General features: G+C 62.8%; 17 protein-coding genes. 6 read left to right on the top strand and 11 right to left on the bottom strand.

Annotation, left to right across the window (positions count from 1 at the left end; all coding sequences use genetic code 11):
- Positions 1 to 111 precede the first annotated feature (111 nt).
- From LAB08_RS14240 to LAB08_RS14230, 3 genes are all read left to right on the top strand, one after another.
- Positions 112 to 1,356, top strand: a complete 1,245-nt coding sequence (locus LAB08_RS14240; RefSeq protein WP_096511589.1) for a thiolase family protein — start codon at positions 112 to 114, stop codon at positions 1,354 to 1,356.
- 86 nt (positions 1,357 to 1,442) lie between these two features.
- Complete coding sequence (locus tag LAB08_RS14235) at positions 1,443 to 2,363, top strand: SDR family NAD(P)-dependent oxidoreductase (protein WP_096511590.1); 921 nt, start codon at positions 1,443 to 1,445, stop codon at positions 2,361 to 2,363.
- A gap of 83 nt (positions 2,364 to 2,446) precedes the next feature.
- The gene (locus LAB08_RS14230; protein WP_254007533.1) at positions 2,447 to 4,018 is read left to right on the top strand and encodes an AMP-binding protein; all 1,572 of its coding nucleotides are present in this window, start codon (positions 2,447 to 2,449) and stop codon (positions 4,016 to 4,018) included.
- A 670-nt stretch (positions 4,019 to 4,688) separates the two neighbouring features.
- Here the strand turns inward: LAB08_RS14230 and LAB08_RS14225 are convergent.
- The 10 genes from LAB08_RS14225 to LAB08_RS14180 form a co-directional block, all read right to left on the bottom strand.
- Positions 4,689 to 5,750 (bottom strand): NAD(P)-dependent alcohol dehydrogenase, encoded by a 1,062-nt coding sequence (locus LAB08_RS14225; protein WP_096511593.1) that lies wholly within the window; start codon positions 5,748 to 5,750, stop codon positions 4,689 to 4,691.
- 173 nt (positions 5,751 to 5,923) lie between these two features.
- The gene (locus LAB08_RS14220) at positions 5,924 to 7,381 is read right to left on the bottom strand and encodes an acyl-CoA reductase (RefSeq protein ID WP_096511594.1); all 1,458 of its coding nucleotides are present in this window, start codon (positions 7,379 to 7,381) and stop codon (positions 5,924 to 5,926) included.
- A gap of 3 nt (positions 7,382 to 7,384) precedes the next feature.
- Positions 7,385 to 8,815, bottom strand: a complete 1,431-nt coding sequence (locus LAB08_RS14215) for a hypothetical protein (protein WP_096511595.1) — start codon at positions 8,813 to 8,815, stop codon at positions 7,385 to 7,387.
- A gap of 180 nt (positions 8,816 to 8,995) precedes the next feature.
- The gene (locus LAB08_RS14210) at positions 8,996 to 9,715 is read right to left on the bottom strand and encodes a TetR/AcrR family transcriptional regulator (RefSeq protein WP_157755703.1); all 720 of its coding nucleotides are present in this window, start codon (positions 9,713 to 9,715) and stop codon (positions 8,996 to 8,998) included.
- A gap of 3 nt (positions 9,716 to 9,718) precedes the next feature.
- Positions 9,719 to 11,686 carry an alkyl/aryl-sulfatase gene (locus LAB08_RS14205; protein WP_096511596.1) on the bottom strand — a complete coding sequence of 656 codons (1,968 nt, stop codon included), beginning with the start codon at positions 11,684 to 11,686 and terminating at the stop codon, positions 9,719 to 9,721.
- An 85-nt stretch (positions 11,687 to 11,771) separates the two neighbouring features.
- On the bottom strand, positions 11,772 to 12,926 hold the full coding sequence (locus LAB08_RS14200) for an acyl-CoA dehydrogenase family protein (protein WP_096511597.1): 1,155 nt from the start codon (positions 12,924 to 12,926) through the stop codon (positions 11,772 to 11,774).
- A 122-nt stretch (positions 12,927 to 13,048) separates the two neighbouring features.
- Positions 13,049 to 14,197, bottom strand: coding sequence for an acyl-CoA dehydrogenase family protein (locus LAB08_RS14195; protein WP_096511598.1), 1,149 nt, complete (start codon positions 14,195 to 14,197; stop codon positions 13,049 to 13,051).
- 25 nt (positions 14,198 to 14,222) lie between these two features.
- Positions 14,223 to 16,715: an efflux RND transporter permease subunit gene (locus tag LAB08_RS14190; protein WP_096511599.1), complete on the bottom strand. Its 2,493-nt coding sequence runs from the start codon at positions 16,713 to 16,715 to the stop codon at positions 14,223 to 14,225.
- Positions 16,715 to 17,800 carry a WD40/YVTN/BNR-like repeat-containing protein gene (locus LAB08_RS14185; protein WP_096511600.1) on the bottom strand — a complete coding sequence of 362 codons (1,086 nt, stop codon included), beginning with the start codon at positions 17,798 to 17,800 and terminating at the stop codon, positions 16,715 to 16,717. Before LAB08_RS14185 ends, LAB08_RS14190 begins: the two co-directional genes overlap by 1 nt.
- Positions 17,801 to 17,899: 99 nt before the next feature.
- A complete protein-coding gene (locus LAB08_RS14180; RefSeq protein ID WP_096511601.1) occupies positions 17,900 to 19,594 on the bottom strand; it encodes a DUF1302 domain-containing protein in 1,695 nt (564 codons plus the stop codon).
- A gap of 222 nt (positions 19,595 to 19,816) precedes the next feature.
- On the opposite strand from LAB08_RS14180, the gene LAB08_RS14175 reads away from it, so the two are divergent.
- Positions 19,817 to 20,878, top strand: coding sequence for an MBL fold metallo-hydrolase (locus LAB08_RS14175; protein ID WP_254007532.1), 1,062 nt, complete (start codon positions 19,817 to 19,819; stop codon positions 20,876 to 20,878).
- Positions 20,879 to 21,048: 170 nt separating this feature from the next.
- On the opposite strand, the gene LAB08_RS14170 is transcribed toward LAB08_RS14175, so the two are convergent.
- Positions 21,049 to 21,792: an SDR family NAD(P)-dependent oxidoreductase gene (locus LAB08_RS14170; protein ID WP_096511603.1), complete on the bottom strand. Its 744-nt coding sequence runs from the start codon at positions 21,790 to 21,792 to the stop codon at positions 21,049 to 21,051.
- Positions 21,793 to 22,090: 298 nt separating this feature from the next.
- Here LAB08_RS14170 and LAB08_RS14165 point away from each other — a divergent pair, with 298 nt between their 5' ends.
- Together LAB08_RS14165 and LAB08_RS14160 are read left to right on the top strand one after the other, a co-directional pair.
- Positions 22,091 to 24,787 carry a winged helix-turn-helix domain-containing protein gene (locus tag LAB08_RS14165; RefSeq protein WP_096511604.1) on the top strand — a complete coding sequence of 899 codons (2,697 nt, stop codon included), beginning with the start codon at positions 22,091 to 22,093 and terminating at the stop codon, positions 24,785 to 24,787.
- 93 nt (positions 24,788 to 24,880) lie between these two features.
- On the top strand, positions 24,881 to 26,035 hold the full coding sequence (locus LAB08_RS14160; RefSeq protein WP_096511605.1) for an iron-containing alcohol dehydrogenase: 1,155 nt from the start codon (positions 24,881 to 24,883) through the stop codon (positions 26,033 to 26,035).
- The last annotated feature ends 24 nt before the right edge of the window (positions 26,036 to 26,059 follow it).

Here is a 26,059-nt window from a genome sequence, read left to right as displayed (position 1 = left end):
ACTGCCGCCGCATCTTCTGTGGTTGGAATTTCGTCTTCGCGAGCAGGCTCGCTCCCACAGAAACCGGATTCAGGCGCCCTGCCCCTTTTTACTGAGTGATTCGAGGTAACGATGGAAAACGTATACATCGTCGGCGTCGGCATGACCGCCTTCGGCCGTCACACTGACAAGACCATCAAGCAACTTACCGCCTGGGCGGTGGAAGATGCCCTGAAAGATGCCGATTGCGACCGCAAGTGGATTCAGGTCGGCTTTTTCGGCAACTGCACCCAGGGCCATTTCGATGGCCAGCACATGATCCGTGGCCAGGTGGCACTGTTGCCGTTGGGCCTGGACAGCATCCCGATCTTCAACATTGAAGGCGCCTGCGCCTCTTCGAGCCATGCCTTCAACCTGGCCGTTACCCAGCTACAGGCCGGCGCCGCCGAGGTGGCCCTGGCGGTTGGCGCGGAGAAGATGTTCTACAGCGACAAGGCGAAAATGTTCTCGGCCTTCGAATCCGCCTGGGACATCGAAACCTTCGAGGAAAACAAGCACTACCTGGCTAGCATGGGCAAAGGCATCATGCCACCCGCCGGTTCGCAATCGGAAAAACCCTACAGCCCATTCATGGACGTCTACGCGGCCCTGGGCCGTGGCGGCCTGATGGAACGCTATGGCATCACCCAGCGGCAACTGGCCGCTGTGTCCTCGAAGAACCACGGCCACTCGGTGCACAACGAACGCTCCCAGTACCGCAATGCCATGAGCATTGAAGAGATCCTCGCCGCGCCGCCGATCACCTACCCGATCACCCTGCCGATGTGCTCGCCGATTTCCGATGGCGCCGCCGCCGCGATTCTGTGCACCGAATCGGCCCTGAAGAAATACGGCTTCAACAAGAACCGCGCGATCAAGGTACTGGCCAGCGTCGTGCGCTCGGCCTCGGCCCGTGCCGCCGAAGACTTCGACAAGGGTTGCACCCACCTGGCCGGCAAGGCCGCGTTCGAGCAAGCGGGCATTGCCCCGCAGGACATCGATGTGGCCGAGGTGCATGACGCCACCGCCATCGGCGAACTGCTGGCGATCGAAGCCCTGGGCCTGTGCGAACCGGGCATGAGCGGTGTGATGGCCGAACGCGGCGACAGCGCTTTGGGTGGCCGGCTGCCGGTCAACCCGTCCGGGGGCCTCGAGTCCAAGGGCCATCCGATCGGCGCCACCGGCATCGGGCAGATCTTCGAACTGGTGGAGCAGCTGCGCGGCAACTGTGGCCCACGTCAGGTCGAAGGCGCGCGATTTGCCCTGCAAGGCAACGGCGGCGGCCTGTGGCGCGTGGAAGAGTCCACCGAACACGTCGGCATCTTCAGCCGCGCCTGATGTTCATGGAGAACGGCGACCCCGGGGAAACCACGCACTTCCTCCGCCGTTCTCCGCCTACTACTATTTCACCAGAGGAAAATACAATGACCATTCGTTTTGATGATCGCGTCGCTATCGTCACCGGCGCCGGCAACGGCCTTGGCCGCGTCCACGCCCTGAATCTTGCCGCCCGTGGCGCCAAGGTGGTGATCAACGACTTCGGCGGCAGCCGTGACGGCTCCGGCAGTTCCACCGAAGCCGCCCTGGCCGTGGTCGAGGAAATCCGCCAGGCCGGTGGCGTCGCCATTGCCAACGGCGCCAACGTGGCCGACTACGAACAGGTCCAGGCCATGGTCAAGCAGACGGTCGAAGCCTTCGGTCGTGTCGACATCCTGATCAACAACGCCGGCATCCTGCGCGACAAGTCGTTCGCCAAGATGGAAATGGCGGATATCAAGGCGGTGATCGATGTCCACCTGATGGGCTCGATCAACTGCACCAAGGCCGTATGGGATGTGATGCGCGAGCAGAACTACGGCCGCATCCTGATGACCACCTCCGCCGCCGGCCTGTTCGGCAACTTCGGCCAGGCCAACTATGGCGCGGCGAAAATGGCCGTGGTCGGCCTGATGAACATGCTGGCCATCGAAGGCCGCAAGCACAACATCCTGGTCAACACCCTCGCGCCGATGGCCGCCACCCGCATGACCGAAGACGTCATGCCGGCCGAGCTGCTGGCGGCCAGCCGTCCCGAACAGGTCACTCCGGGCGCCTTGTTCCTGGTCAGCGACAACGCGCCGACCAAGCTGATCCTGGGTGCCGGCGCCGGTGTGTTCTCGGCGGTGCGCATGGAAGAGACCGCTCCGGTGTACATCGGCAATGACGAACTGTCGCCGGAGGCCATCGAGGCGCACCTGGCACAGATCACCGACTGGAGCACTGCCGCGCCGCGCAACGACGCCAACGAGCAGGTCAAGGTCTTCATCGACACGGCCATGGCGGCTATCAAGGCTCGACAGGCCTGAGTATTCCCGGGCCGGGGCCCGGTTTAAACTCGCGATGATGATCGCAACGGGCGTGCAGCCACACGCCCGGACGGAGAATAACCATGACAATAATGAACTTCGCAAACACGGTCGGTAACCTGGCCGTGCGCTTTGGCGACCGGGAAGCCCTGGTCAACATCGAGCGCAATCGTCGCTACAACTTCCGTGAGCTCCATTCGCTGACCAATCGCATCGTCAACATGCTGCGCGGGCGTCTGGGGCTTCGCCGCGGGGATGTCTATCTCTGCATTCTGGAAAACGACAACATCTCGCTGTTCCATGCCTGGACGGCGCTCAAGGGCGACGCTGCCGCTGCCTATACCAACTACCGCGACGCGTTCGAGGAACACCGCTGGCAAGTCGAGTTCCTGCGCCCCAAGGTGGTGTTCATCGAGAACGCATTGATCGATCGCTATTTCGACCTGCTGCACGATCAGGGCATCACCGTCGTCTGCATGGACCCGCCAGAAACCCCGCGCGAGGGGCTTTTGTGTTTCTGGGACCTGCTTGTAGGCGTGCCGGATCACAACCCCGGTGTCGACAACGACATGCAGAAGGACCCGCTGGTCTATCGCTTCACCGGTGGCACCACCGGGCAAAGCAAGTGCGCCGCCTACACCCTCGATAACTGGATGGCGCTGCGCGATTCGATGTACCTGGAGGCCGAGCAGCCTTACCAGCCGGACACGCGTTTCCTGCACATGGCGCCCATCAGCCACGGTTCTGGCCTGGGTCTGCTGCCAACACTGTTTCGCGGCGGTTGCACCCTGACCCAGAACGTCCCGGACCTGGCGCGCCTGTGCCGCAACATCGAAGCCGAAAAGGTCACCATGACCCTGCTCGTGCCGACCATGATCTATCGCCTGCTGGAAATGCCCGAAGCCCGGGACTACGACCTGTCTTCACTGCAGACCATGGCCTACGGCGCGGCACCGATGAGCCCCGCCAAATTGCGTCAGGCCCAGGAGCGTTTCGGCAACATCTTCATGCAGATCTACGGTGCCACTGAAAGCCTGCACGCGGTCGCACTGCTGAGCAAAGCGGATCACCTGCCCCGTAACGAGAAACAACTGTCCTCGGCCGGGCGCATCGCCGTCGGTGCAGAGATTCTGATTGTCGACGACAACGGCGAGGAAGTGCCGCTAGGCACCACCGGTGAATTGTGGGTGCGTTCCCGGGGCACCATCTCGGGTTACTTCAGGAATCCGGAAGGCACGGCGCAGGAGTTTCACAACGGCTACTGGAAGTCCGGCGACCTGGGCTACATCGATCCCGAGGGTTTCCTGTTCCTGGTTGACCGCAAGAAAGACATGATCATCACCGGTGGCTTCAACGTGTACGCCATCGAAGTGGAAGCAGCGCTCAATGCCCACCCGGCGGTGTCCAACTCCGCGGTAGTCGGCATTCCCCATGAGGAATGGGGTGAAGCGGTGCATGCCGAAGTGGTGCTCAAGGCTGGCGAGATCGTGTCGGTCGATGCCTTGATCGAGCATGTGAAAGGCCGCCTGGGTCGATTCAAGGCGCCCAAGTCGATCACGTTTGTCGAGGTACTGCCGGTCAGTGTGGTGGGCAAGGTGCTACGTCGGCAGGTGCGTGAGAAGTACTGGAAAGACAAGGCGCGTTGCGTGTCCTGAGCTGTTTCGTAAATTAACGGTTACCCCTTCGTTTTTCGCCTCGATGTCCCCTACCGCCTTTGGTCAGGCTGGGGCATCGGGGCTTTTTTTCGTTGTTACTTTCGACTGGTGTACATATCCGTTTCTTCGGTAACGGCGGCTGGCGGTTTCGCTCTTACAGCGAGTCACTTGGAAGAGCCCCAAGTAACCAAGGGCTCTTGCCCCACCACTCGGTGCCTCGCTCAGGCTCGGCATACCCTCACTCCGGCATTGCTCCGTGAGTCGCCCAGATCAAAAGCAAAGCGAGGCGGCCTGACAGCCGACCTGATTTTGACGGATGCCCGTCATCCCCCTGTGGGAGCGAGCCTGCTCGCGAAGGACGTCAACGATTACGCGCCCTGTCTGGATGATCTCGTTGTCTGGACGCCCATCGCGAGCAAGCATTGCTCCCACAGGGGAACGAGAACATCCATGAAATCAGGTCGGCTGTCAGGCCGCCTCGCTCTGCTTTGGTTTTTGATTTTCTTGCCCCATCGTGAGGCCGAGTGGAGGTTCTGCGCAGTGGGCAACCCGGCATGGATGCCGGGTTAGCCGCGCCCGGCCAAGGATGGCCGATCGCGGCGGGCCCACGGAGCAGGACCGGAGCGAGGCACCGAACGAAAGGGGGGCCGGCATTCTCGAGAATGTATCGTCAGGCGGGGTCGACATCCTTGAGCGACGCCATGTCGATCACGAAGCGATACTTCACGTCATTGTTGTGCATGCGTGTGAACGCCTGGTTGATGTCCTGGATGTCGATCATCTCGCAAATCGGCAGCACTTCGTGCTCGGCGCAGAAGTCGAGCAGTTCCTGGGTCTGTTCCAGGCCACCGATCAACGAGCCCGCAATTGAACGATTGTTGACCGCCAGCAAGGCGCCGTGGATCGGCTCCAGGGGTTCCAGCGCGCCCACCAGCACCAGCGTCCCGTTACGCGCCAGCAGCATCAGGTAGGGATTGACGTTGTGGGTGCGCGGGATGGTATCGAGGATCAAGTCAAAGCTGCTGGCGGCGCTTTTCATGGCCGCCGGATCGCTGGACAGCAGGACATGATGCGCACCCAGTGCAATAGCATCGTCGGCCTTGCCAGGCGAGGTGGTGATCACCGTAACCTGCGCACCCAACGCAACGCCCAGCTTGACCGCCATGTGGCCCAGCCCGCCGAGGCCGACTACGGCCAGTCGTGTACCCGCCTTGACTTTGTGCTCGCGCATCGGCGTCCAGACGGTGATGCCCGCGCACAGCAAGGGACCCGTGAAGCGAGGGTCCAGCGCCGGCGGCACACGCAGCACGAAACGCTCGCGCACCACGATGCGTTGGGAATAGCCACCGCGAGTCACTTCACCGCTGATACGGTCCAGGCCGTTGTAGGTCGGGGTCATGCCCTGGGTGCAATGCGGTTCCTGGTGAGCTTCACACGCCTCGCACTGCTGGCAACTGTCGACCAGGCAACCGACAGCGACCAGGTCGCCCACGTGGTATCGGTTGACGGCCGGCCCCACGGCGGTGACCCGGCCGACAATTTCATGGCCAGGTACACAGGGAAAACGCGTGCTTTTCCAATCGTTGTGCACGTAGTGCATGTCGGAATGGCAGACGCCGCAGTAGTCGATCTCGATGGAAACGTCGTCGTCGCGCAGGGCACGGCGTTCGAAGCGCAGGGGTTCGAGGGGGGCGTTGGCTTCATGGACGCCGTAGCCGATGCAGGTGGTCATGTTGGTTTCTCCAAATAGTGAACAAACACCACAAAACTTGTGGGAGCAAGGCTTGCCCGCGATGAGGCCGGCATATCCTGCAAAGATGTCGACTGAAAGGACGCCATCGCGGCGGTGCGGCGATCCGACAAGCCTTGCTCCTACAGGGTCTTGTGGTGTTCGTGAGAGTTGGGTCAGATCGACGGGCGCAGCCACGGGGCGGCGCTGGTTTCAGGTGACGCGATCTGGTTGGAAATCCACTTGCCCATGCGGCGCATCGGTTCGATGGAGTCCTGGGGCGCGGCAAATTTCATGGCGGCGGCATAGCCCAGCGAGACAATGCGCTGGGCGCCATACAGCGGCAGCACATCCTTGAGCTGATCCTTGATGCTTTCCGGATAGACGCCGACGGTCTGGGTATAGGCATCGACCGCCGCCATCATTTCGCTCAAATCGTCGACCGGCACCAGGTTGGCGGTACGGTCGTCGAGGCTGGCGGCGAAGGACACAGGCTCCGGCAGCTGCGAGCAGATGATCGCGCCCTCGCCGTCCTTGCCGCCGATGACCTTGTACCACTCGTCATCCAGGCGCAGCGCGTCGACGTGGGCCTTGAGGCCCTGGTCATAACGCTTGGGCGTGGTGCTGAGGGTATTGGGCAAACCGAGCATGGCGTCATAGACGTACCGGCCAAAGGTGTTGAGTTTCTCAAGACCCTGCTCATCCGTGCCGCTCTGCACATACACCACCCGTGCGCAGACACAGCCCTTCTGGTTGATGGCACCGATATCGACGGCCAGCCGCACCGCCGCTTCGCGCATGTTCGCTTCGCTTTCGAAGGTCTCCTGGCCGATGATGCTGGCGCTGCGCTTGGGGTCCAGGGAAATCAGTTCCAGACCCGGCTGGATGTACTTGGTGACGTGCTTCATCGAGGCAAAGCCGCCCCAGGCGACGATTTTTTCCAGGTTCTGCGGTTGATACAGGCGCTTCTCGAATGCCTCGTCGCCACCCTTCCAGTAAGCCACCGAGAGGTGTTTGGTCAGCGGATGGTCCGGGGCCATGTCGACCATGGTGCGGGCGATGGCCAACGCGGTGAACGGGTCGTTGGACGGCGCCTTGATGATTGCATCGCTGCGCAAGACCATGTTGCGGATGATGGTCCACAACGAGAGGGACACCGCATTGCCGGCGACGATGTGCAAGGTGCGGGCGCCGAAGCAGCGCACTTCCAGCTCGGTACCGTCGAGCAGGGTCTGCGGCACCCAGCCTTCCAGGTACTTGATGCCCACCGTGGTTTCCGCCATTTCGGTAACGAACTCACGGGACAGCAGATGCTTGAGGCCCATGTAGGAGCCCTTGACGATGGTCGGGGTGGTGGGCGCGGTCAGGAACGACAGCTCGCAGGCTTCCTGCAGGTACGGGTTCTTTTCCAGGTCCAGGCGCCCGCCGAGTTCGACGGCGTAATCGAGAATGTCGTTGAAGCTCAGGCTGTACAGATCGGCCATTTTCGCCGGGTTGCCCAAGGGCAGCTGGTCGATGTACTTGTTCGCGTCGGGGGTGAGGAAGCTCAGGTCACCGCCACGACCACCCACTTCAATCAGGTTGTCGGTGATCACTTGACCACGAATGATCATCGGCGCAATAGGGTGGGTCATGGCTCAGCCCTCCAGGGTGTTGAGGAAGTCCATCGCCTCGCGATGGGATTGTTCGGATGCCGCGCAGGTGATCTTGTCGTCCCCGCCGTTCTTTTCGCTGTAGCGCTGGATCGCACCGACCACGTAGCGACTGGGGCGACCGCAGCTGCAGGGTTCATCCCACTCGATCGTGACTTCGTCGCCGGTGATGAAGCCGCCCCAGTGGATATCGGCCCCCAGGTCGAAGAACGCCGCGCGCCCGGTCTGACGCCCGTGGCGTGGCAGCGGCTTGCTGGTTTCCGGATCCAGCAGGAACGGAATCGCGGTGTGTGAAAAGTGGTAGTTGCCCTGCTCGCATTTCAAATGCGAGCCGCTGACCACCTCCGACATGGCATAGGACTCGTTCAGCGTCTTCACCCCCAGAAAGCGCATGACGTCTTCGCGCCAGTTCTGCGGCGGCACCACGCCTTTGGCCCCACCAGTGGTGATGATGTAGGAATCGGGATGGAACACGCCTTCGAGGCCCCGTTCCAGACCGGCGACGGCCATGTTGTGCAGCAGGTTCCAGGTGCCGCCGATGTACACGCGCTTGCCCTTCAACCGGGTGGCGATGTCATCGAAGAAGGCCGCCAGGTGCTGCGGCATCTCGGCCTGTTGCTGGTCGAACGCCTTTTTCTTGGCCAGCAGTTCCGGCGCCACCACCAGGCGATCCAGCGTGCCGTTGTTGTGCGCGGCGCGAAGCCTGGCGCCCAGGCGCAGCACGTCACTGGACAGGGTCGACGGATAGGCCGGGTGGAAATGCGAAGCGTCCGGCAGCAGCACCCGCACCAGCGAACCGATGCCGCGCAAATGGCTGAGGTAGCCTTTGCGGTAGTACGGGTAAGCGGTATGCAGGTCCGGATCGGGTGTGTCCGCGCCGGTCATGTTCCAGGCGTAGAGCTTGCGTACCTGGGAGGCTTTTTCGAACTCACGGGTACTGCATGGCAGAAACGAAAGCGTGCCGGAAGTACCCGAAGTGTGGCTCAGGCAAAGCTCCGGGACTTCGCGATCCATGGTTTCGAACCAGTCGTCCAGGCCTGTGCAGGTGCTGACGTCGACGGTCGCGATCTTTTGCGCCAGTTCCGGAACCACCAGTTTGCCCAGCCATTTGTTGAGGGCGGCGAAGTTGTTCTTTTCCAGCAACGATGGCGGGTAGGACTTGAACAGGGTGTGTTCGAACAGCAGTGGCACCACGTCGTCCAGGTGCTCGATGTGCTCGATGCCCTCCGCGTCAGCGAGCTTCTTGAGTACTGCAATACGGTCACGCATCTCGTTGAAGCGGCGCTTGAGCCCTGCCAGTTGCAGCGCGTCGATCTGTTCGACAGGCAAATGCTTCCAGCTCTGCAAGTTATGCTCGACCAGGGCCACCGGGTCGCTCAGCAGCAGTTCGACCTGTTCTTCTATTGTTTTTGTCATGGACAGTCTCCTGGAATTCATGGGTTCGTGCCCTGGCCGTCGATGCGCGACGGCTTTCATGGCAGAGCCAGTGTAGGGGGCGGGAAGGTAAAATCATTTCCGGATTCCGACACCTCGGATGCCGTCACAACCAACTGTTTTTATTGTGTTTTTTACTAATAAGCCAATTGGCTTGAGGGGTTATTCCGGGTCCGCCGTGGTCAGCAGTGCATGGAGCATGCGCGTCAGCATCCGCACGGTGTCGTCCTGAAGCAGGTATTCGGGTTTTTCAATCAGCAACGCACGGGGTAACGCGGTGACGGCCTGGTAAGCCAGAAAGCCCGCTTTCTCGCGATCACGCACCAGGACCTGATCGGAAAAACGTTGCACCAACGCCGGAATGACCATCGAAATCCAGAAGCGCTCCGGCTTGACGATATCCAGGCGCACCAGTTCGCCGTAGTAGGCGGACTTGATGCTCAGCTGCGAATCGATCTGCAACCAGCGGTGCAAGGCTGCAAGACCGGTGCGCAGGACCATTTCGATGCCGTCGTAAAGGGTGGCCGAAGCAGGAAGCGCGTGGATGCTGGCAATCGCTTGCTGGCGGGCATCGGCACGGTAGTCGTCGAAAATCGCACCGATCAACGATTCGATGGTGGGGAAATATTCGTAGATGGAACTGATCGCCACCCCGGAATAATCGGAGAGCCGGTAGATCGACAGCGCCTCGCGCCCTTCCCCTTCGAGGATCTCGCGTCCTGCGGTTTTCAACGCGTCGACCAATGCGACCGAACGTGCCTGCTTCGGTTGCTTACGGGGTCTGGCGGGCAGTTCCACCAGAACGTTGTCATGGTTGCTCTGACCCCGAGAGGGCGCTAGCGCCCCCTCGTTGCCCGGCGCTATTGCTAACCGGCGGGCCATGGTTCAGGGCGTCACGACGTTGAACGTCGGCTGAAAGCTGGTCAGCATGCCGAGCATCGCCTTGAAGCGCTCGCCGTCGCCTTCAAGCTTGATATCCCCCTGCTTGAGCGCCGTCGGGAAATCCAGCTGGCGCAGGCTGATCTTGTCCAGTACGGCCTTGCTCATCGTCACCGAGGCGACAGGTTGCGCATGGCTGGTGTGCTCGCGATAGGTCAGCACGCCGTTGCGCAGGGTCAGGGCGAAATGCTGGTCGAGGTCATCGAAGTTCCAGTTCAGGGTCATGTCGTGGCCCTGGGCCTTGTCCGAATCCATGCGCACCGCCAGCAGGTCCATGAACATGGTCGGGGTCGCCGCACGAATCAGGTCGGCGGTGACACGGGCGCCCTGCTGCGGCTTGATCTGACGCAGTTCCTGCGCCCCGGTCAGGTACATGTTGCGCCAGATCGCCGATTCGCTTTGGTAGGCCAACTGCTCCAGCGTATCGGCCTGCGCGTCGCGGGCCGCCTTGTTGTTAGGTTCGGCGAAGACCAGGTGATTGCCCAGTTGCGCGGCCCAGCGATAGTCACCCTTGTCCATTGCCGCGTGCATCTGCGCCAGTACCTTGTCGGCGCCGCCCATGGCCTGCACGTAGTGTTTGCCGGCTTCGACCGGCGGCAGCGGATCGAGGTTGGACGGGTTGCCGTCGTAGAAACCGAGGTAGCGTTGATACACCGCGCGGGTGTTGAAACTCAACGTGCCGTAGTAGCCCCGCGCATACCATTTGCGGTCTAGCTCACCGGGCAGCTTCTTGACCGCGTCGGCGATTTCCAGCGGGGTCAGGCCCTGGTTGAGCAGGTTCAGGGTACGGTTATTGACGAAGGCATACATGTCACGCTCGTCGGCGAGCAGGGTGCGGATGTTCTCGCCACCCCAGGTCGGCCAGTTGTGCTGGGCGAACATTACCTGGGCCTTTTCGCCATACCGCACAAGCGCATCGTCGAGGAACTGCGCCCAGGCCTTGCCGTCACGCACTTCCGCGCCGCGCGGGGTCAGCAGGTTGTGCATGGTTTTCGTGGCGTTCTCGGAGATGCACAACGCCTGCATTTGCGGCAGGTACACGTTCATCTCCGAAGGTGCCTCGGTGCCGGGCGTCAGCTGGAACACGAACTGCACGCCGGCGATGTCATGGGTTTCTTCCGCTTGCGCCACCAGGTTGGTCGGCGCTATCAGGCTGATGGTGCCCCCCGTCGGCGCGCCTTTGCCAATGCCCGTGTCCACCTGCCCCAGCGCGTTGTTGGGCACCGCCCCGCCACTCTGGTACATGCCGCGCCGGAACATGGCGGCGCCGGCCAAGACGTTCTCCTGGATGGCGTGCTCCATGAAGCCTTCGGGAGCATAGATGCGCACCTTGCCGGCCTTGACGTCCGCTTCGTCGACCACACCGCGCACGCCGCCGAAATGGTCGACATGGCTGTGGCTGTAGATCACCGCCACCACCGGCTTGCGCGGGCGGTTCTGGTAGTACAGCTCAAGACCGGCCTTGGCAGTCTCGGTGACGTAGAGCGGGTCGATGATGATCAGCCCTTCGTCACCTTCGATGATGGTCATGTTCGCCAGGTCCATGCCGCGGATCTGGTAGATCTTGTCGGTGACCTGGAACAGACCGGCATTGGTATTGAGTTGTGCCATGCGCCACAGGCTCGGGTTCACCGAGTCCGGGGCCTGGTCCTGCTTGAGGAAGTCGTATTGGTGGGAGTTCCACACCGTCTTGCCCTCGGCATCCTTGACCTCGCCCTCGAAAGCCGCCACCAGCCCGCGCTGCGCGGCTTCATAGTCGGCCCGGTCCTGGAACGGCAGTTGTTTGAGCACGTCCTTGTTGACGGCTGCTGTCGTCGTACTGGCGGCCTTGGCAGGGTTGACGGCGTCCGTCGCCCAGGTCGGGCCGCTGGACAGAGCGATAGCAATGGCAAGTGCAACAAGGGAATAACGCATACAGGTTCCTTAAGCGTGGCTCGCGTCCACAATGATTAGCCTGGCGTACCGCACGCGGCAGCCGTCCATTGAAGCGGTACAGCAATCAGTCCAGCGCGCTGATACCCGTGAGCGATTCGGCGATGGAGAGTTTTTGAAGGTCGGTAAGGCCGTGCGGAACAGGCAGGACGATCGCCTCGCGTACCAGGCGCTCAAGATCCAGCGCTGCGCTCAGCGCCTTGCCACCGGGCAGTTGCAGTGCGTCCTGGCAAGCCTTGAGCGCCGTTTCGCTGGCCAGCCAACGGGCCATGCCGGCCTGTATCCGGCAGTCAGTGCCGGCATCGATCAACGACCAGGCGCGAAAGCACATGAGCCTGGCCGCGTCGAGCCGGGTCGCCATCTCGGCAATCCTGAGCGCCACCAACGGCTGTGATGCAGCGGGTTTTTCAGGTCCGTCCGTGTTTTTAACCGCGACAATGTAAGCCTCCAGCACCGTGCGGATCAATCCGACCGATAAGGAGGCCATGCCCGCATCCATTTTCTCCTGCAATCTGGTCCGGCCTTGCAGCCCGTCCTGCCCCTCCCAGATTGACTGGCCGACAGGCAGGCGCACGTTGCGAAATGACACCTGGGTATGGAACGTACCGCTCAAGGTGGGCCTGTCGATGATTCGCGAGGTGTAGCCATGTTGCTCACGCGTCACCAGCACATGTCGCAAGGCGCCATCCTCGGTGTGCACTTCGACGATGAGAATGTCCGCATAAAGCCCATTGCAAACCCGTTCGTGCGCCCCGTTGATGATCCAGCCTCCGGACGTCGACCAGGCGCTGACGCCCCCTTCGGCAGCCATTGCCAGCGCATCGGCTTGCTGAAGGTAAAAGCCGCCGCAACTGCGACCCGTCAGCAGGTCGGGCAGATAGCGTTCGCGCAAGGGCTCGAGCGCCGCGGGCAAGTCCACCAGTACGCTGGCCACGAGCATGTTGCTGATAACGCAATGAGCGACTTCGCTGGAGACGGCGCACAGCTCCTCCAGCAGCATGGCCTCGGTGACCACCGACAACCCCATGCCACCCTGAACCGGCGCTATGCTCGCGCCGGGCAGGCCGAATTCGGCGATGCCCTGGGTGATCTCGCGCATCCTTTCCCGGGGAATCGGCCCGCCCCGGAACGCCCGGGCGACAGGCGTGACCTCAGACGCGAGGAAGGCACGGAAGCTGTCCACCGCAAGTCGCTGCGCCTCGGTCGTTTTCTGTATCTTCATGGTCTGGTTCCCTGCCTGTCGTCACGAATCCACTGGAACATTCGAGCCTACTATCGACGACAGGCTATGCCCGATGACGCTCTGACCACCCCCCTCGGTTAGGAGGGGGCAGGCAAATACACTCAGCTCAAACCGCGAGCGATGATCAGCTTCTGAATATGGCTGGTGCCTTCATAGATTTTGGTCACCCGCACATCCCGGCAGTAGCGCTCCACCGGGAAATCATTGAGGTAGCCATAGCCGCCATGGATCTGCAGGGCGTCGGAGCACACCTTCTCGGCCATTTCGCTGGCGAACAGCTTGGCCACCGAGGCTTCCTTGGCGCAGGGCACATGCGCTTCACACAGTCTCGCGGCATGCACCATGTAGGCATGCGCGACATCAACCTGCGCGGCCATGTCCGCCAGGTCGAATGCCACCCCTTGCAGGTTGATGATCGGCGCGCCGTAGGCCTCGCGCTCCCTGGCATAGCCAACGGCGGCATCCAGTGCAGCGCGAGCAGTGCCGGTGGCGACGGCGGCAATCGCTACGCGCCCTTCCGACAACGAGCCCATCACGTTGCGATAGCCGGCGCCTTCTTCGCCCAGCAGGTTCGCCAGTGGCACCCGGCATTGATCCAGCTGGATCTGCGCCACATGGGCCGAGCGCTGGCCCATCTTGTGTTCGACCCGGGCTACCACATAGCCGGGACTTTCCCGAGGGTCGACCATCAGCAGGCTGCTGCCCTTCTTCCCGGCGGTTTTGTCGGTGACGGCCAGCACCAGCCCCAGACCTGCTTCGTTGCCATTGGAAATGAACTGCTTGCTGCCATTGAGCACGTAATGCTCGCCTTCGCGACGGGCCTGAGTACGGAAGGCCCCGGTGTCGGAACCGGCGTGAGGTTCGCTGAGCAGAAAGGCACCGATGCGCTTGCCGCTGGCCAGGTCCGGCAGGTAGTTGCGCTTCTGTTCTTCATTACCCAGGCGCGCCACGGCCAGGCCCACCGAGTTGTGCACGTGGATCAGCGTTGCGAAGCCCGTGTCGGCGGCGGCGAATTCCTCGATGGCCAGGCAATACTCGACGAAGCTGGCACCGGCACCGCCATACGCTTCGGGGATCAGCATGCCGAGGAAGCCCAGTTCGGCCACGGCGCGCAACTCACTGCGCGGCCAGGCCGCAGTGCGGTCACGTTCGGCGGCCGTGGGCGCGACCACGTCGGCGGCAACCTTGCGCGCCGAGTCGCGGATCATGATTTCCTGTTCGCCGAGGAACGCTGCGGATGTATCGCTCATGGTGATTCCTTATGAATTCAGGGGGTCAAACGGGGTTCGGATCGGCCTGGGTGCACTGCACGGTCCGGGCCTTGGCTTCGAGGGCGACCGATGTTTCGCCGGCTGGCGGCAAGACCACCGGTGAACCAAAGACGTGCACATCGCGCAGCAGGAAGTGTGAGAGCGCCGGGATCAGGGCCAGGGCGCCGAGCATGTTCCACAGGAACATGAAGGTCAGCAGAATGCCCATGTCGGCCTGGAACTTGATGGGCGAGAACGCCCAGGTGATCACACCCGCCGCCAGGGTCACACCCACCAGCGCCACGACTTTGCCGGTAATGCGCAGGGCATGACGGTAAGCTTCGGCCAGGGTGTCCCCGGCACGCTGGCGCGCCAGCTGGATACTCAGCAGGTACAGCGCGTAGTCCACGCCGATGCCCACGCCCAGGGCGATCACCGGCAGGGTCGCGACCTTCACGCCCATGCCCAGCAACACCATCAACGCTTCACAGAGAATCGAGGTGATCACCAGCGGCACCACCGCCACCACCACCGCCCGCCAGCTGCGGAACGTGATGAAGCACAACACGATGACCGCCGCGTACACGTACATCAGCATGGTCAGGTTGGCTTTCCTGACCACGATATTGGTCGCCGCTTCGATCCCGGCGCTGCCGGCGGCCAGCAGGAACTGGCGCTCCGGCGTGCTGTGCGCGGTGGCGAAGGCTTCGGCGGCCTGCACCACTTGATCCAGCGTCCGGGCCTTGTGGTCGGTGAGGTACGCCACCACCGGCATCACCGAGCAATCGTTGTTGAACAGCTCCGGGTTGCTGGTGCTCGCGGTGCGCGCCGCATAGTTGAGGACGTCCTGATTGGGCGAAATCGACATCCACTTGGGGCTGCCTTCGTAGGAACCCGCCGTGATCTTGCGCACCGCATCGGCCAGCGACACCGTGCTCTGCACCCCCGGCACTTGCTGCAAGACCCAGCCCAGTCGATCGGCCTCCACCAGCGTCTGGTATTCAAGACAGCCTTCGGCTTTGGTCTTGACGATCACCGCGAACTGGTCCGAAGACAGCGAGTACTTGCTGTTGATGTAGGCGTTGTCCAGGTTGTAGCGCGAGTTAGGCCGCAATTCCGAGGCCCCGGCATCCAGGTCGCCGATCTTGAGCTGGGTACTGACGACAAAGCCTGCGACCGTGAGAATGGCCGACACCACCAGCAACGCCGCCGCCCAGCGGCGCTCGGTGAAGCGCTCGAGCAGCCGCCAGAGGCCACCGGCCTGGCGCTGTTCTGCGCGCAGGCTTCTGGCGGCGGCCTTGGGACTGACTCCGGTGTAGGACAGCATCACCGGCAGCAGGATCAGGTTGGTGAACACCAGCAAGGCAACGCCGATTGAAGCAGTGATCGCCAGGTCCTGGATCACCGGAATATCGATCAGCATCAACACCCCGAAGCCCACGGCGTCGGCCACCAGTGCGGTGACCCCTGCCAAAAACAGGCGGCGGAAGGTATAGCGCGCCGCGACCAGTCGATGGGTGCCGCGCGCCACGTCCTGCATGATGCCGTTCATTTTCTGCGCGCCATGGGACACGCCGATGGCGAACACCAGAAACGGCACGAGGATCGAGTAAGGGTCCAGCGCGTAGCCCATCCGGGCAATGAGACCGAGTTGCCAGAGCACCGCGATGCAGGAACAACCGAGCACCAATGCGGTACTGCGCACACAACGGGTCCAGGCAAAGATGATCAGCGCGGCGATCACCGCCGCCACGGCGAAATACAGGATCATCTGCTGCAGGCCATCGAGCAGATCGCCCACCACCTTGGAGAAGCCGACGATGCGGATGTCCAGGTCGGCAGTGCCCTGGGTGCCGGAATACTGGGCGCGGATGCTCTCCAGGCGCTTGGACAATTCCCAATAGTCCAGCGGCTGGCCGGTGGTGTTGTCCTTGTCCAGCAAGGGCACGAAAATCATGCTGGAGCGAAAGTCGGTGCCCACCAGGTTGCCCAGCAACTGCGCGCGGCCGATGTTCTGGCGCAGTGCGTCGATGCTGGCTTGCGAACCGGTGTAATTGTCGGGCATCACCGGACCGCCGGCGAACCCCTCTTCGGTGACTTCGTTCCAGCGCACCACCGGCATCCACAACGACTTGACGTTGGCCCGGTCGACGCCGGGGGTCAGGAACAGCTCGTCGTTGATGTGCTTGAGCGCTTGCAGGTAAGCGGGATCGTAGATATCCCCCGAACGGTTCTGCACCACCACGCGCACAGCATTACCCAGCCCCTTGAGCTCGGCGCGATTGTCCAGAAAATTGCGGATATACGGCTGGTTCAGGGGAATGGTTTTTTCGAACGCGGCATTGAGTGTCAGCCGGGCCGAATCCCAGCCCAGCATCACCGTGACCAGGGTGCAGAGGAGGATCACCAGCAGGCGGTGGTTGAAGATCAACCGTTCGAGGCGACTGCCCGACTGGTGATTGAAGTCATCGAGATTGCTGATGGACTTCAGGTTGTCGCGGGTGTTGTGGGTAGCCATTACTGCGCTCCGGCTTTCTTGTTCTGTTGCAGGCTTTGCACACGCACGCCCCCTAGCCCGGCCAGGGCGATGGCCCCGTCGGCGGCGGGTGCCACTGCGAAGTTGGGCGCCACGCGGTCCATCGGGACGCGGCTGAAAGTCGCCCCGCGGTCGGTGGAACGCAGCAGTTGACCGGTCTGGCTGGCCAGCACGATCGAGCCGTCGTCGACCATCAGGCCGCTGGTGATGCCTTCGCTGATCCCGGTATCGACCTTGCTCCAGGTTGCGCCGCCATCGAGGCTGCGCCAGGCGTTGCCACGCAGGCCGTACACCAGCAGCAGATGGTCATCGCCGAGCAAACCGAACAGGGTGCCGTCATAAGGCAGGTCGACTTTCACAAAATGCTGGCGTGCGGCGTCCAGTTTCAGCACCAGCCCCTGCTCGGCGACCATGAACAGCGTGCCGGCGGCCGGGCGCAGGCCGTACAGGTGCAGGCTGCGCGGGTTATCGACCCGATCCAGCCAGGGCACCCAGCTCTGGCCACCATCCCCGGTGCGCAGGATCAGATTGAAGGCACCGGTCACAAAGCCATTGCGCTCGTCGGCAAACCACACATCCAGCAGCGGTTTGTCAGCGCCCTGGGTGGCGAACAGCTCGGCATCCTGTTTCAGGCGTTGCGCCTCGGGGTCATCCGGGTTGGCCGGGTTGCCATAGTGTTTGAGCAAAAGCTCGGCGATCTGTCGGCCATCGAGCTGTTTGCGCCAGGTCTTGCCCGCATCGCTGCTGTGCAGGACGACGCCTTCGTGCCCCACAGCCCAGCCCTGGCTGGCGCTGGGGAATGTCAGCGCGGTCAGGTCGCAACTGACCGGCACCTGGGCCTGGACCCAGGTCGTGTTGTCGTCGGAAAAGAGAATATGCCCACGCTGGCCGACCGCAATCAGCCGTCCGCCGGCTTGGGCCAGCCCATTGAGTGGCGCATGGATCGCCTGGGTGCTTTGCAAAGCAGGAGCGTCCAGGGGCGAGACAAACGCCGGCTGCGCGAATGCCTGTGCGGCCACCAGCGCGATCAGGATCACCAAGGGGGGTCGTAAGCGTTGTTTGAGCACCTTGTCACCTCACATCAGTAGCGCGCGAACGCGCATTACACCGATGGGGGTCCGTAACGGGAGCACCATCGGTGGGTTTGCAATGGCGGCAAGCGCGGCTCAGAGCGTGGTCTTGAAGGTGAAGTACACCGCGCCGCGGTCTTCCAGCAGCGCCTGGCTGCCGCTTGGGGTCAGGGCCGCGCCGGTCAGCGGGTTGGTCGAGAAATCACCGAAATAGTCCACATACTTCAGGTCGAAGCGGTAGCGGCTATAGAGATCGAGCCCCAGGCCGACCGCATAGCTGCCGGCATCCTTGTTACCCCCGGAGGCCACGGCCGAGTTGCCGGAAAGGCCCTGGGAGTAACTGACCGGCATCGACAGGTCGCCGCCGGGAAACACCTGGTACCAGGTCGGCGTGAAATTGACGGCTATGCCATAGGCATCCCGGGACACATCGTCGATGTTGGTGGGCACCGCTTTGTAGGCGGACGAGCCCTTGAACAGGTTCAGAGGGTCGGAATTGACCGAAACCCATCGGCTCCAGGTCAGCTCGGTAGACCAACTGGCGCTGTCGAACAGCGGCGTCGGGCTGACAGTGCCGATGGCGTTGAGCACACCGTGCAGGGTATCGCCACGGGCGCCGAGGATGTCGCCGTCGCCCGGCAACTGCGCCGTCGAGGTCACCCGTGCCGCCGAGCTGACCAGCGGCATGTTGTGCCGGTAGTCCAGGTCGGCACCGACACTGACCCCGCCGATTTGCTTGGACAGGCTGATGCCATACATGTCGATCTTGTCGGCGTAGTTGAGGAAGTACTGCGGGTGCGCGTTAGCTAGCAGGATCACCTGCGGCAAGGTGTCGGAGAACTGGCGTACGTAGAAACCCAGGGTGCCGTCCAGCCATTCCGGGCTCCAGCGCGTCATCACGCCCCAGTCGCCGGCGTTGCGCGGCTCGATGTCATCGCCGTGGATGGCGCGCAGCGTCGGGCTGAGGATGAACGACTCGCCACCTTGCTGGTAGATATCGGCAAAGCCCAGGTAGCTGCCGGCCTCAGGCACCCGCGATGGCCGCCATTCGAAGAAGTACTGCGCCGCGAACGACCACTCGGGGCTGGCCTGTAACTGCGCGGAAATCTGGTTGCGCGGCAGGTACAGCTCCTTGGCCTCGATCCCCGGCAAGGCCAACGCCTTGCCCTGGTCCAGGGGTGCCTGGCCGTAGGAGATGCCGTGAATGGCGCCGGCCCCCAGCAGCGATTCGCCCCAGTTGATGGTATGGCGACCCAGCCGCGCCTTGAGCGGCATGTCGCCCAGGTCGTACTGGCCGAAAACGAAGGCGTCCATCCATTCGCCCGACGGACCTTCATAGTAGCGGTTGGTGTAACGGCTCAGGCCCGTGGCCGGGTGACCGTTGGAGTCGAGGTGGTTGGAAGTGGCAACGCTGTCGTTGTCCAGGTCCCCGGCATAGGCGGCGTCATACCACAGCGCGGCACTGACACGCGCGCCGTACTTGCCCTTGTAGATGAGGTCCGACTCGCTGAGAACGTCCAGGCGATTGTTGACCAGCCGGTGCTTGTCGAAGTTGCGGTCGCCGTCATCGTTGTTCGGGTTGGCCAGGATCGCCTTGTCCTGCCCTTCGGTGCGCATCCCCAGGTTGTAGCGCAGGGTATTGTCCCAGCGCAGCTGGAGGTCTTCGTTGCCGGTATCGATCTCGACGGCACCGGCGCTGCCGCAGGCAATCGCGCACATGGCCACGACCGTTGCACGCAGTGCATGAGAATTGGCGGGATGACTTTGATTGGATTTGTTTTTGTTATTCATCTGGGTGTCTCCTCCCCTGGGTTGAACCTGGACCTCCAGGTTCGCAAGCCGCTCGATCAGTGATCGATTGCCCCGAAGGGTGCCAGCGTCATGCCGCTGTCCTCCCCCCCCTTTCTGAAAGGGGGGTGTTCCCCTACCCCCCTCCCGGTAAAGTCGATTACATGGAGCTGAATGCAGGCCTGTACCGGACGCGTCGGCGATAAAACACTCAGGAGAAAAATGATGGACGACACCTCGAACAGCCCCGGCGCGCCAATCAGTTACCCCTGCGCCACCTTGCCGCCACCTGGCGTGCCTGAGCAGATTGTTCCGGGCGTGAATTGGCTCAGGTTGCCGCTGCCAATGTCCCTGGGGGCCATCAACGTCTGGCTTCTGGGCGACGGGCCTGGCACCACCTTGGTCGATTGCGGCCTTCACGATGATCAGACGGTCGCCCTCTGGAGCGCCCTGCTGGCCGGTGCCCTGCAGGACGCACCACTGACCCGGATCATCGCCACCCACTTGCATCCCGACCATGTCGGCATGGCCGGCTGGCTGAGCCGCCAGACCGGCAGCCGCTTATGGATGACGCGCCTGGAATACCTGCAATGCCGCATGCTTGCCAGTGACAGCGGGCGACCGGCACCGCAAGAGACGCTGGCGTTCTACCAGCGCGCCGGTTGGGACGAACAGACCCTGGAGCTTTATCGCCAGCGCTTCGGCCGTTTCGGTCGCATGATCTCGCCCTTGCCCGACAGCTACCGGCGCATTCGCGACGGCGAGCGGCTGGACATCGGCGGACATGGCTGGGAAGTGGTGGTGGGCGCCGGTCATTCGCCGGAACACGCCTGCCTGTACGACGCGGACCGAAAGCTGCTGATATCCGGCGACCAGGTGTTGCCGCGCATCTCGTCCAACGTGTCGGTACAGCCCAGCGAACCGGATGCCGATCCGATGCACGACTGGCTCGAGTCGTTGAGCACGCTACGCCGCCGTGTCCCGGACGACGTGCTGGTATTGCCGTCGCACAACAAGCCATTTCGTGGCCTGCATACGCGGATCGGGCAATTGCAAGCCGATGCCCTTGGCGCGCTGGAGCTTCTGCGCAAGGGCCTGGATGAGCCCAAGTGCGTTGTCGACCTGTTTGAGCTGCTGTTCAGTACAGCCGTGCGCAACGACGATCCCTCTCGACTCACCCTGGCGACCGGCGAGACCCTGGCGTGCCTCAATCACCTCTTAATACGCGGCGAGGTCAGCGTCGGCCTCGACGAACAAGGCGTGGCCTGGTATCGAAGCGTGACCTGATCAATGTGAGAGGTTCCATGGTTGAAGGAAAGCATCTGAGCGACCGAGATTCCCTGTGGGAGCGAGCCTGCTCGCGAAGAGGCCCTCACATCCAACATCCATGCTGACTGACCCACCGCTTTCGCGAGCAGGCTCGCTCCCACATGGGGGGCGCGAACTACCCCTTCAGATCAACGGGTGCCGCACTGGATATCCAGGGTCAGCCCGTTGAGATAGGCATTCTCCACCACATGCTGCACCAACGCGGCGAACTCTTGCGGGTGGCCCATGCGACGCGGGAACAGCAACCCGTTGACGATGGTTTCGGACACTTTTGCCGGCATACCGGCGGACATCCCGGACTCGAACAGGCCCGGTGCCAGGCTCACCACGCGGATGCCATGTTCGGCCAGGTCGCGGGCGATCGGCAGGGTCATGCCGATAACGCCGGCCTTGCTGGCGCTGTAGGCCGCTTGCCCCATCTGGCCCTCACGAGCCGCGCCCGAGGCGGTATTGATGATGACACCGCGCTCGCCCGTTGCCTCGGGATCGTTCGCGGACATGGCCAATGCGGCGTGACGGATCATGTTGAACGTACCCGTCAGATTGACGCCCAGCACACGGTTCCACAGATCCGTGGGAAACAACTGGCCTTTGGAAAGAGTCTTGCACGGCCCCAGGATGCCGGCACAGTTCACCGCCACATGCACCGCACCGAAGCGTTGCACCACCGTCTCGATACCCGCCTTGACACTGGCTTCGTCCGAGACGTCGACGGCGATGCCGGGAATGCCATCGAGCGCCGCGTCGAGCCGTTGCTGATCGAGGTCGAAACCCACCACCCTGGCACCGGCTGCCGCGAGCGCCTTGCAAGTGGCCAGGCCAAGCCCCGATGCCGCGCCCGTGACGACGGCTACTTTATTATCCAGTTTCATCGTGATTCCTTCGTTGGCACCCGGAATGGGGGCTTGGCCAGATCTTAGAAAACAAGACCACCTTCGCGTCCCTCCCTTTGCGGATGGCCAAACACCACGAGCCCCCTGTAGGAGCGAGCCTGCTCGCGAAGACGCCAGTACATTTAACATTTTCGGCGGCTGACACACCGCCATCGCGAGCAGGCTCGCTCCCACAGGGGCTCAAATGGCACTATCGTAAGATCTTGACCTGCATCGACAGGTTGGCTAGTTTCGCCCGGCGCGAGAGTCGCCGTGACCGTGGCGCGAGGATAAAAAGTTGCCGGACACCCCCGCCAGACACCTGGTCTCCACCAAGTTTTCACCCCCGCGCATCGGCACCCGCCATGTGGCGCGCAGCGCCCTGCTCGCGCAACTCAAGCGCATGCATCACTGCACCCTGGCGTTAGTCACCGGCGCAGCCGGTTATGGCAAGACCACCCTGCTGGCCCAGTGGCGCCAGGATCGCCTCAAGGCCGGTGCGGAAGTCGCCTGGGTTTCGCTGACAGTCGACGACAAGGGTTACACGGCCTTCTGCACGGCATTTCTCGAAGGCATGCGGCGCCTGGGCATCGAGGTCGACATCAACCTGTTGCGCGAAGACAACACGCTCAGCGCAATAGAAGCCTCGGTCGCCATCATCGTCGATGCGGCCGCCATGCTGAGCAAGGAGCTGTACCTGATTGTCGACGACTACCATCATGTGGAAGCCCCCCATGCCCACAAACTCATCCAGAAACTGCTCGACCAGAGTCCGGGCAATCTGCACCTGGTGCTTGCCTCGCGGGTCAACCCGCCACTGAGCCTGTCGCGCCTGCGGGTCATGGACCAGGTGGTCGAAATCGAAAGTGCCGAACTGCCATTCGACCTGGCCGAAACCCGCACCTTCGTGGAAGAAAACCTCGGTGCCGACAAGATCAACGCCGATGAACTGAGCCTGATTCATGAGCTGACCAGCGGCTGGCCGTCCTGCCTGCAACTGATCGTCATCATGCTCAAGAACCGTCCCGATACCCGCTCGATCCTCAATGACCTGGTGTGGCGCTCCAGCGACCTGCAGACCTACTTGCGCGAAGAGGTGGTGGCACACCTGCCCATCGAGCTGGTGGAGGTCGCCGAAACGCTGTCGATTTTCCGTCGCTTCAACGCCCCCATGGCCATGGCCGTGACCGGCAATACCGGGGCTGGCGATCTGATCCAGCGCATGGAAGACGAGAACCTGCTGATCTATCGGGTTGACTCCGATGACCGCCTGATCTGGTATCGCTTCCATCCCCTGTTCGGCGAATTCCTCACCGCACGCCTGGAGCACCGGATGCGGGATGTGCGCGCCTTGCATCGCTTGGGTGCCCACTGGTTCGCCGGCCATGACTGCCTGACCGAGGCGGTTCGTCATGCCTGCCTGGCCGAGGATGTCGATTTTGCCATCCAGGTGATCGAACGGACCGCCCCGGCGACCTGGACCCTGGACTACCTCGCCCCGACCTTGCGCCTGCTGGAGCGCTTGCCCGAGGACGTGCTGTTTCGCCATCAACGCCTGCTGTTTCTGGCCTGCCTCACGGTGTCGCTGACCTCGCGCCCAGGCCGGGCGAAATCCTGGCTCGGTCGATTGCAGGCCAGCGACCTGAGCGAACATCCCGAGCTGGCCAGCGGCCTGCCGTTGATCCACGGTGCCATCGCCGTACAGGACGACGACAGCGAACGTGCCATCCGCCTGCTGGAACCGGTGCGCGATGCACCGATGGAAAACCCCTTTTTGCGCTATGTGTTGCTGGCAGCACTGGCCGTGGCCTATACCACGGCGGGTCGCTACGCCGATGCCCGGCGCCTGTTCGACATCCATCCGATCCCGCCGCAGGATCGCGGCAACGACATGGCGCTGGTGGCAGAATCCGCTCGCTTGACTACCTACATCGCCGCCGGTGAGATGGGCGTGGCAGAACCGCTGGTGTCCGAATTGCTGGAGCGCTCCACCCGTGAAGGCGGTCCTCGCTCGATCTGCGCCAACCTGTGTGCCAGCCTGCTGGCCGATGCGTTCTACGAACTTGACCGGATCGATGACGCGCGCGAACTGATCGCCAACCGCTTCGGCCTGCTGCACTCCTCTGTTCCTGACGTGATCGTGCGCACCAACATCAGTCGCAGCCGTCTCGACCTGCTACAGAAAGGCCCGGATGTCGCCCTGACCTTTCTGCGCCAGCAAATCGCCCACCTGCGCTGTCTGGGACAGATCCGCCCGGTGGCCCAGCTGTTGGGCGAACAGATCCGCGTGTGCCTGATCAAGGGGCAGCGCAGTCACGCCATGGAACTGTTGCAATCGCTCGAAGCGCTGGCCCGCGAGCACGGCAGCGAACGTGGAGGACGGGCGGAATTGCCGGTCATTGCCACCCTGGCCCGCGCACGAGTGCTCAGCAGCGAAGACTCCCAGGCCGCGCTGCAGGCGTTGAATGAAGTGAAGGACTACGCCGACGAATTCCACCGCGGGCGCCTGGGCGTGCTCGTCGACCTGTTGGCGGCCGGGGTTCTGGAAGATCTCAAGCGCCCCGAGGACTCCCTCGTACGGCTACGTCGAGCCGTGGAAACCGGGCAGCGCCTGGGTCTGGTTCGCACCATGCTGGACGAGGGCGCCTTGAGTGAAAAATTGCTGCCTCGCCTGGCCGGTGGCGACCTGCAAGCGCCTGTGCGCCAGTACGTGGACGAACTCATCGGCAAGCTCACCGGTCCCTGCGCACCGTCCCCGGCAACGCCACGGATGCGGCGGACCCCGACACCCGGGCAAGCGCCGCAATTGACGCCACGGGAACGCGAGATCCTCAGCCTCGTCGCCCAGGCCATGTCGAGCAAGCGTATCGCCCTCACGCTCGACATCACCCTGGACACGGTGAAGTGGAACCTGCGCAATATCTTCGCCAAGCTGGGGGTTTCCAGCCGTTACGACGCCATGGTCTGGGCGCGCAATCAAAAACTGATCGACTGACCCCTCTCTTCCGGAGGGGGGGAAACCTCGGTATCAGGCACTTAACCTCGCAGGACACTGCCGATCCAACGGCCAATCCACGGGGAAGACGACATGACGCGCCGCCTGCTATTCAACACCACCCGCTCCATCATCATCGAACGCGGTGCCGCTGCCCGCCTCGCCGAACAGGTCCAGTCCATGGGCCATCGCTCCGTGCTGCTGGTCACCGATGCCGGGGTGCTGGCTACCGGCCTGCTGGCGCCGGTCGAACGCGGGTTCGCCCAACTGGGTATTGCGCTGCAGGTGTTCAGCGACGTACAGGCCGATCCACCGGAATCCGTGATCCTCCAAGCCGTACAAGCCGCCCGCGAGTGCAGCGCCGATTGCGTGATCGGCTTCGGCGGTGGCAGTTCTCTGGATGCGGCCAAGCTGACGGCGCTGTTGGCACGTAGCGAGGAAACCCTGGCGCAGATCTATGGCATCGACCAGACCAATGGCCGACGCCTGCCGCTGATCCTGGTCCCGACCACGGCGGGCACTGGCTCCGAGGTCACCGCCGTGTCGGTGATCACCACCGGCGAAGGCCAGAAGAACGTGGTCATCTCACCGGCGCTATTGCCTGACATCGCCTTGCTGGACGCGGACCTCACCCTGGGACTGCCCCGCTCCGTGACGGCGGCCACCGGCATCGATGCCATGGTGCACGCCATCGAGTCCTACACCTCCAGGCACCTGAAAAACCCCATCTCCGATTGCCTGGCCCGGGAGGCGCTGCGTCTGCTTGGGGAAAATCTGCAGCGCGTTTGCGACAACGGCCAGGACGCAGCAGCGCGCGAGCACATGTTGCTAGGTGCTTGCCTGGCCGGCATGGCCTTCGCCAATGCCCCGGTCGCTGCCGTCCATGCGCTGGCCTATCCATTGGGCGCCCGCTTCCATATTCCCCACGGGCTGTCCAACGCCCTGGTGCTGGCGCCGGTGATGCGTTTCAACCTGGAAGCCGCCGCGCCGCTCTACGCCGAACTGGCCGTTATCCTGCTGCCGGCGCTACAAGGCACGGTGACTGAAAAAGCCATCGCCCTGATCGACCATCTGGAGGCACTACCCGGCCGCCTTGGCCTGCCAACCCGCCTGCGGGACATGGGCATCACGCTGGACGATCTCGATGCGCTGGCCACTGACGGCGCCAAACAGACACGCCTGCTCGGCAACAATCCCCGCGAGCTGAGCCTGGACGATATTCGGGCGATCTACCAGCAGGTGTTCTGAGTGTTGGGGCCAGTGCATCGAATG

The organism is Pseudomonas izuensis (genome assembly GCF_002356535.2).
Classification (GTDB): Bacteria; Pseudomonadota; Gammaproteobacteria; order Pseudomonadales; family Pseudomonadaceae; genus Aquipseudomonas; species Aquipseudomonas izuensis.
The sequence above is the reverse complement of the archived record's forward strand: the minus strand, read 5'-3'. Positions and strand labels throughout refer to the sequence as shown.

What these genes read in the sequence shown, in the direction of transcription:
- LAB08_RS14240 (WP_096511589.1), top strand. Translation starts at nt 112, where the DNA reads ATGGAAAACGTATACATCGTCGGCGTCGGCATGACCGCCTTCGGCCGT.
- LAB08_RS14235 (WP_096511590.1), top strand. Translation starts at nt 1,443, where the DNA reads ATGACCATTCGTTTTGATGATCGCGTCGCTATCGTCACCGGCGCCGGC.
- LAB08_RS14230 (WP_254007533.1), top strand. Translation starts at nt 2,447, where the DNA reads ATGACAATAATGAACTTCGCAAACACGGTCGGTAACCTGGCCGTGCGC.
- LAB08_RS14225 (WP_096511593.1), bottom strand. Translation starts at nt 5,750, where the DNA reads ATGACCACCTGCATCGGCTACGGCGTCCATGAAGCCAACGCCCCCCTC.
- LAB08_RS14220 (WP_096511594.1), bottom strand. Translation starts at nt 7,381, where the DNA reads ATGACCCACCCTATTGCGCCGATGATCATTCGTGGTCAAGTGATCACC.
- LAB08_RS14215 (WP_096511595.1), bottom strand. Translation starts at nt 8,815, where the DNA reads ATGACAAAAACAATAGAAGAACAGGTCGAACTGCTGCTGAGCGACCCG.
- LAB08_RS14210 (WP_157755703.1), bottom strand. Translation starts at nt 9,715, where the DNA reads ATGGCCCGCCGGTTAGCAATAGCGCCGGGCAACGAGGGGGCGCTAGCG.
- LAB08_RS14205 (WP_096511596.1), bottom strand. Translation starts at nt 11,686, where the DNA reads ATGCGTTATTCCCTTGTTGCACTTGCCATTGCTATCGCTCTGTCCAGC.
- LAB08_RS14200 (WP_096511597.1), bottom strand. Translation starts at nt 12,926, where the DNA reads ATGAAGATACAGAAAACGACCGAGGCGCAGCGACTTGCGGTGGACAGC.
- LAB08_RS14195 (WP_096511598.1), bottom strand. Translation starts at nt 14,197, where the DNA reads ATGAGCGATACATCCGCAGCGTTCCTCGGCGAACAGGAAATCATGATC.
- LAB08_RS14190 (WP_096511599.1), bottom strand. Translation starts at nt 16,715, where the DNA reads ATGGCTACCCACAACACCCGCGACAACCTGAAGTCCATCAGCAATCTC.
- LAB08_RS14180 (WP_096511601.1), bottom strand. Translation starts at nt 19,594, where the DNA reads ATGAATAACAAAAACAAATCCAATCAAAGTCATCCCGCCAATTCTCAT.
- LAB08_RS14175 (WP_254007532.1), top strand. Translation starts at nt 19,817, where the DNA reads ATGGACGACACCTCGAACAGCCCCGGCGCGCCAATCAGTTACCCCTGC.
- LAB08_RS14170 (WP_096511603.1), bottom strand. Translation starts at nt 21,792, where the DNA reads ATGAAACTGGATAATAAAGTAGCCGTCGTCACGGGCGCGGCATCGGGG.
- LAB08_RS14160 (WP_096511605.1), top strand. Translation starts at nt 24,881, where the DNA reads ATGACGCGCCGCCTGCTATTCAACACCACCCGCTCCATCATCATCGAA.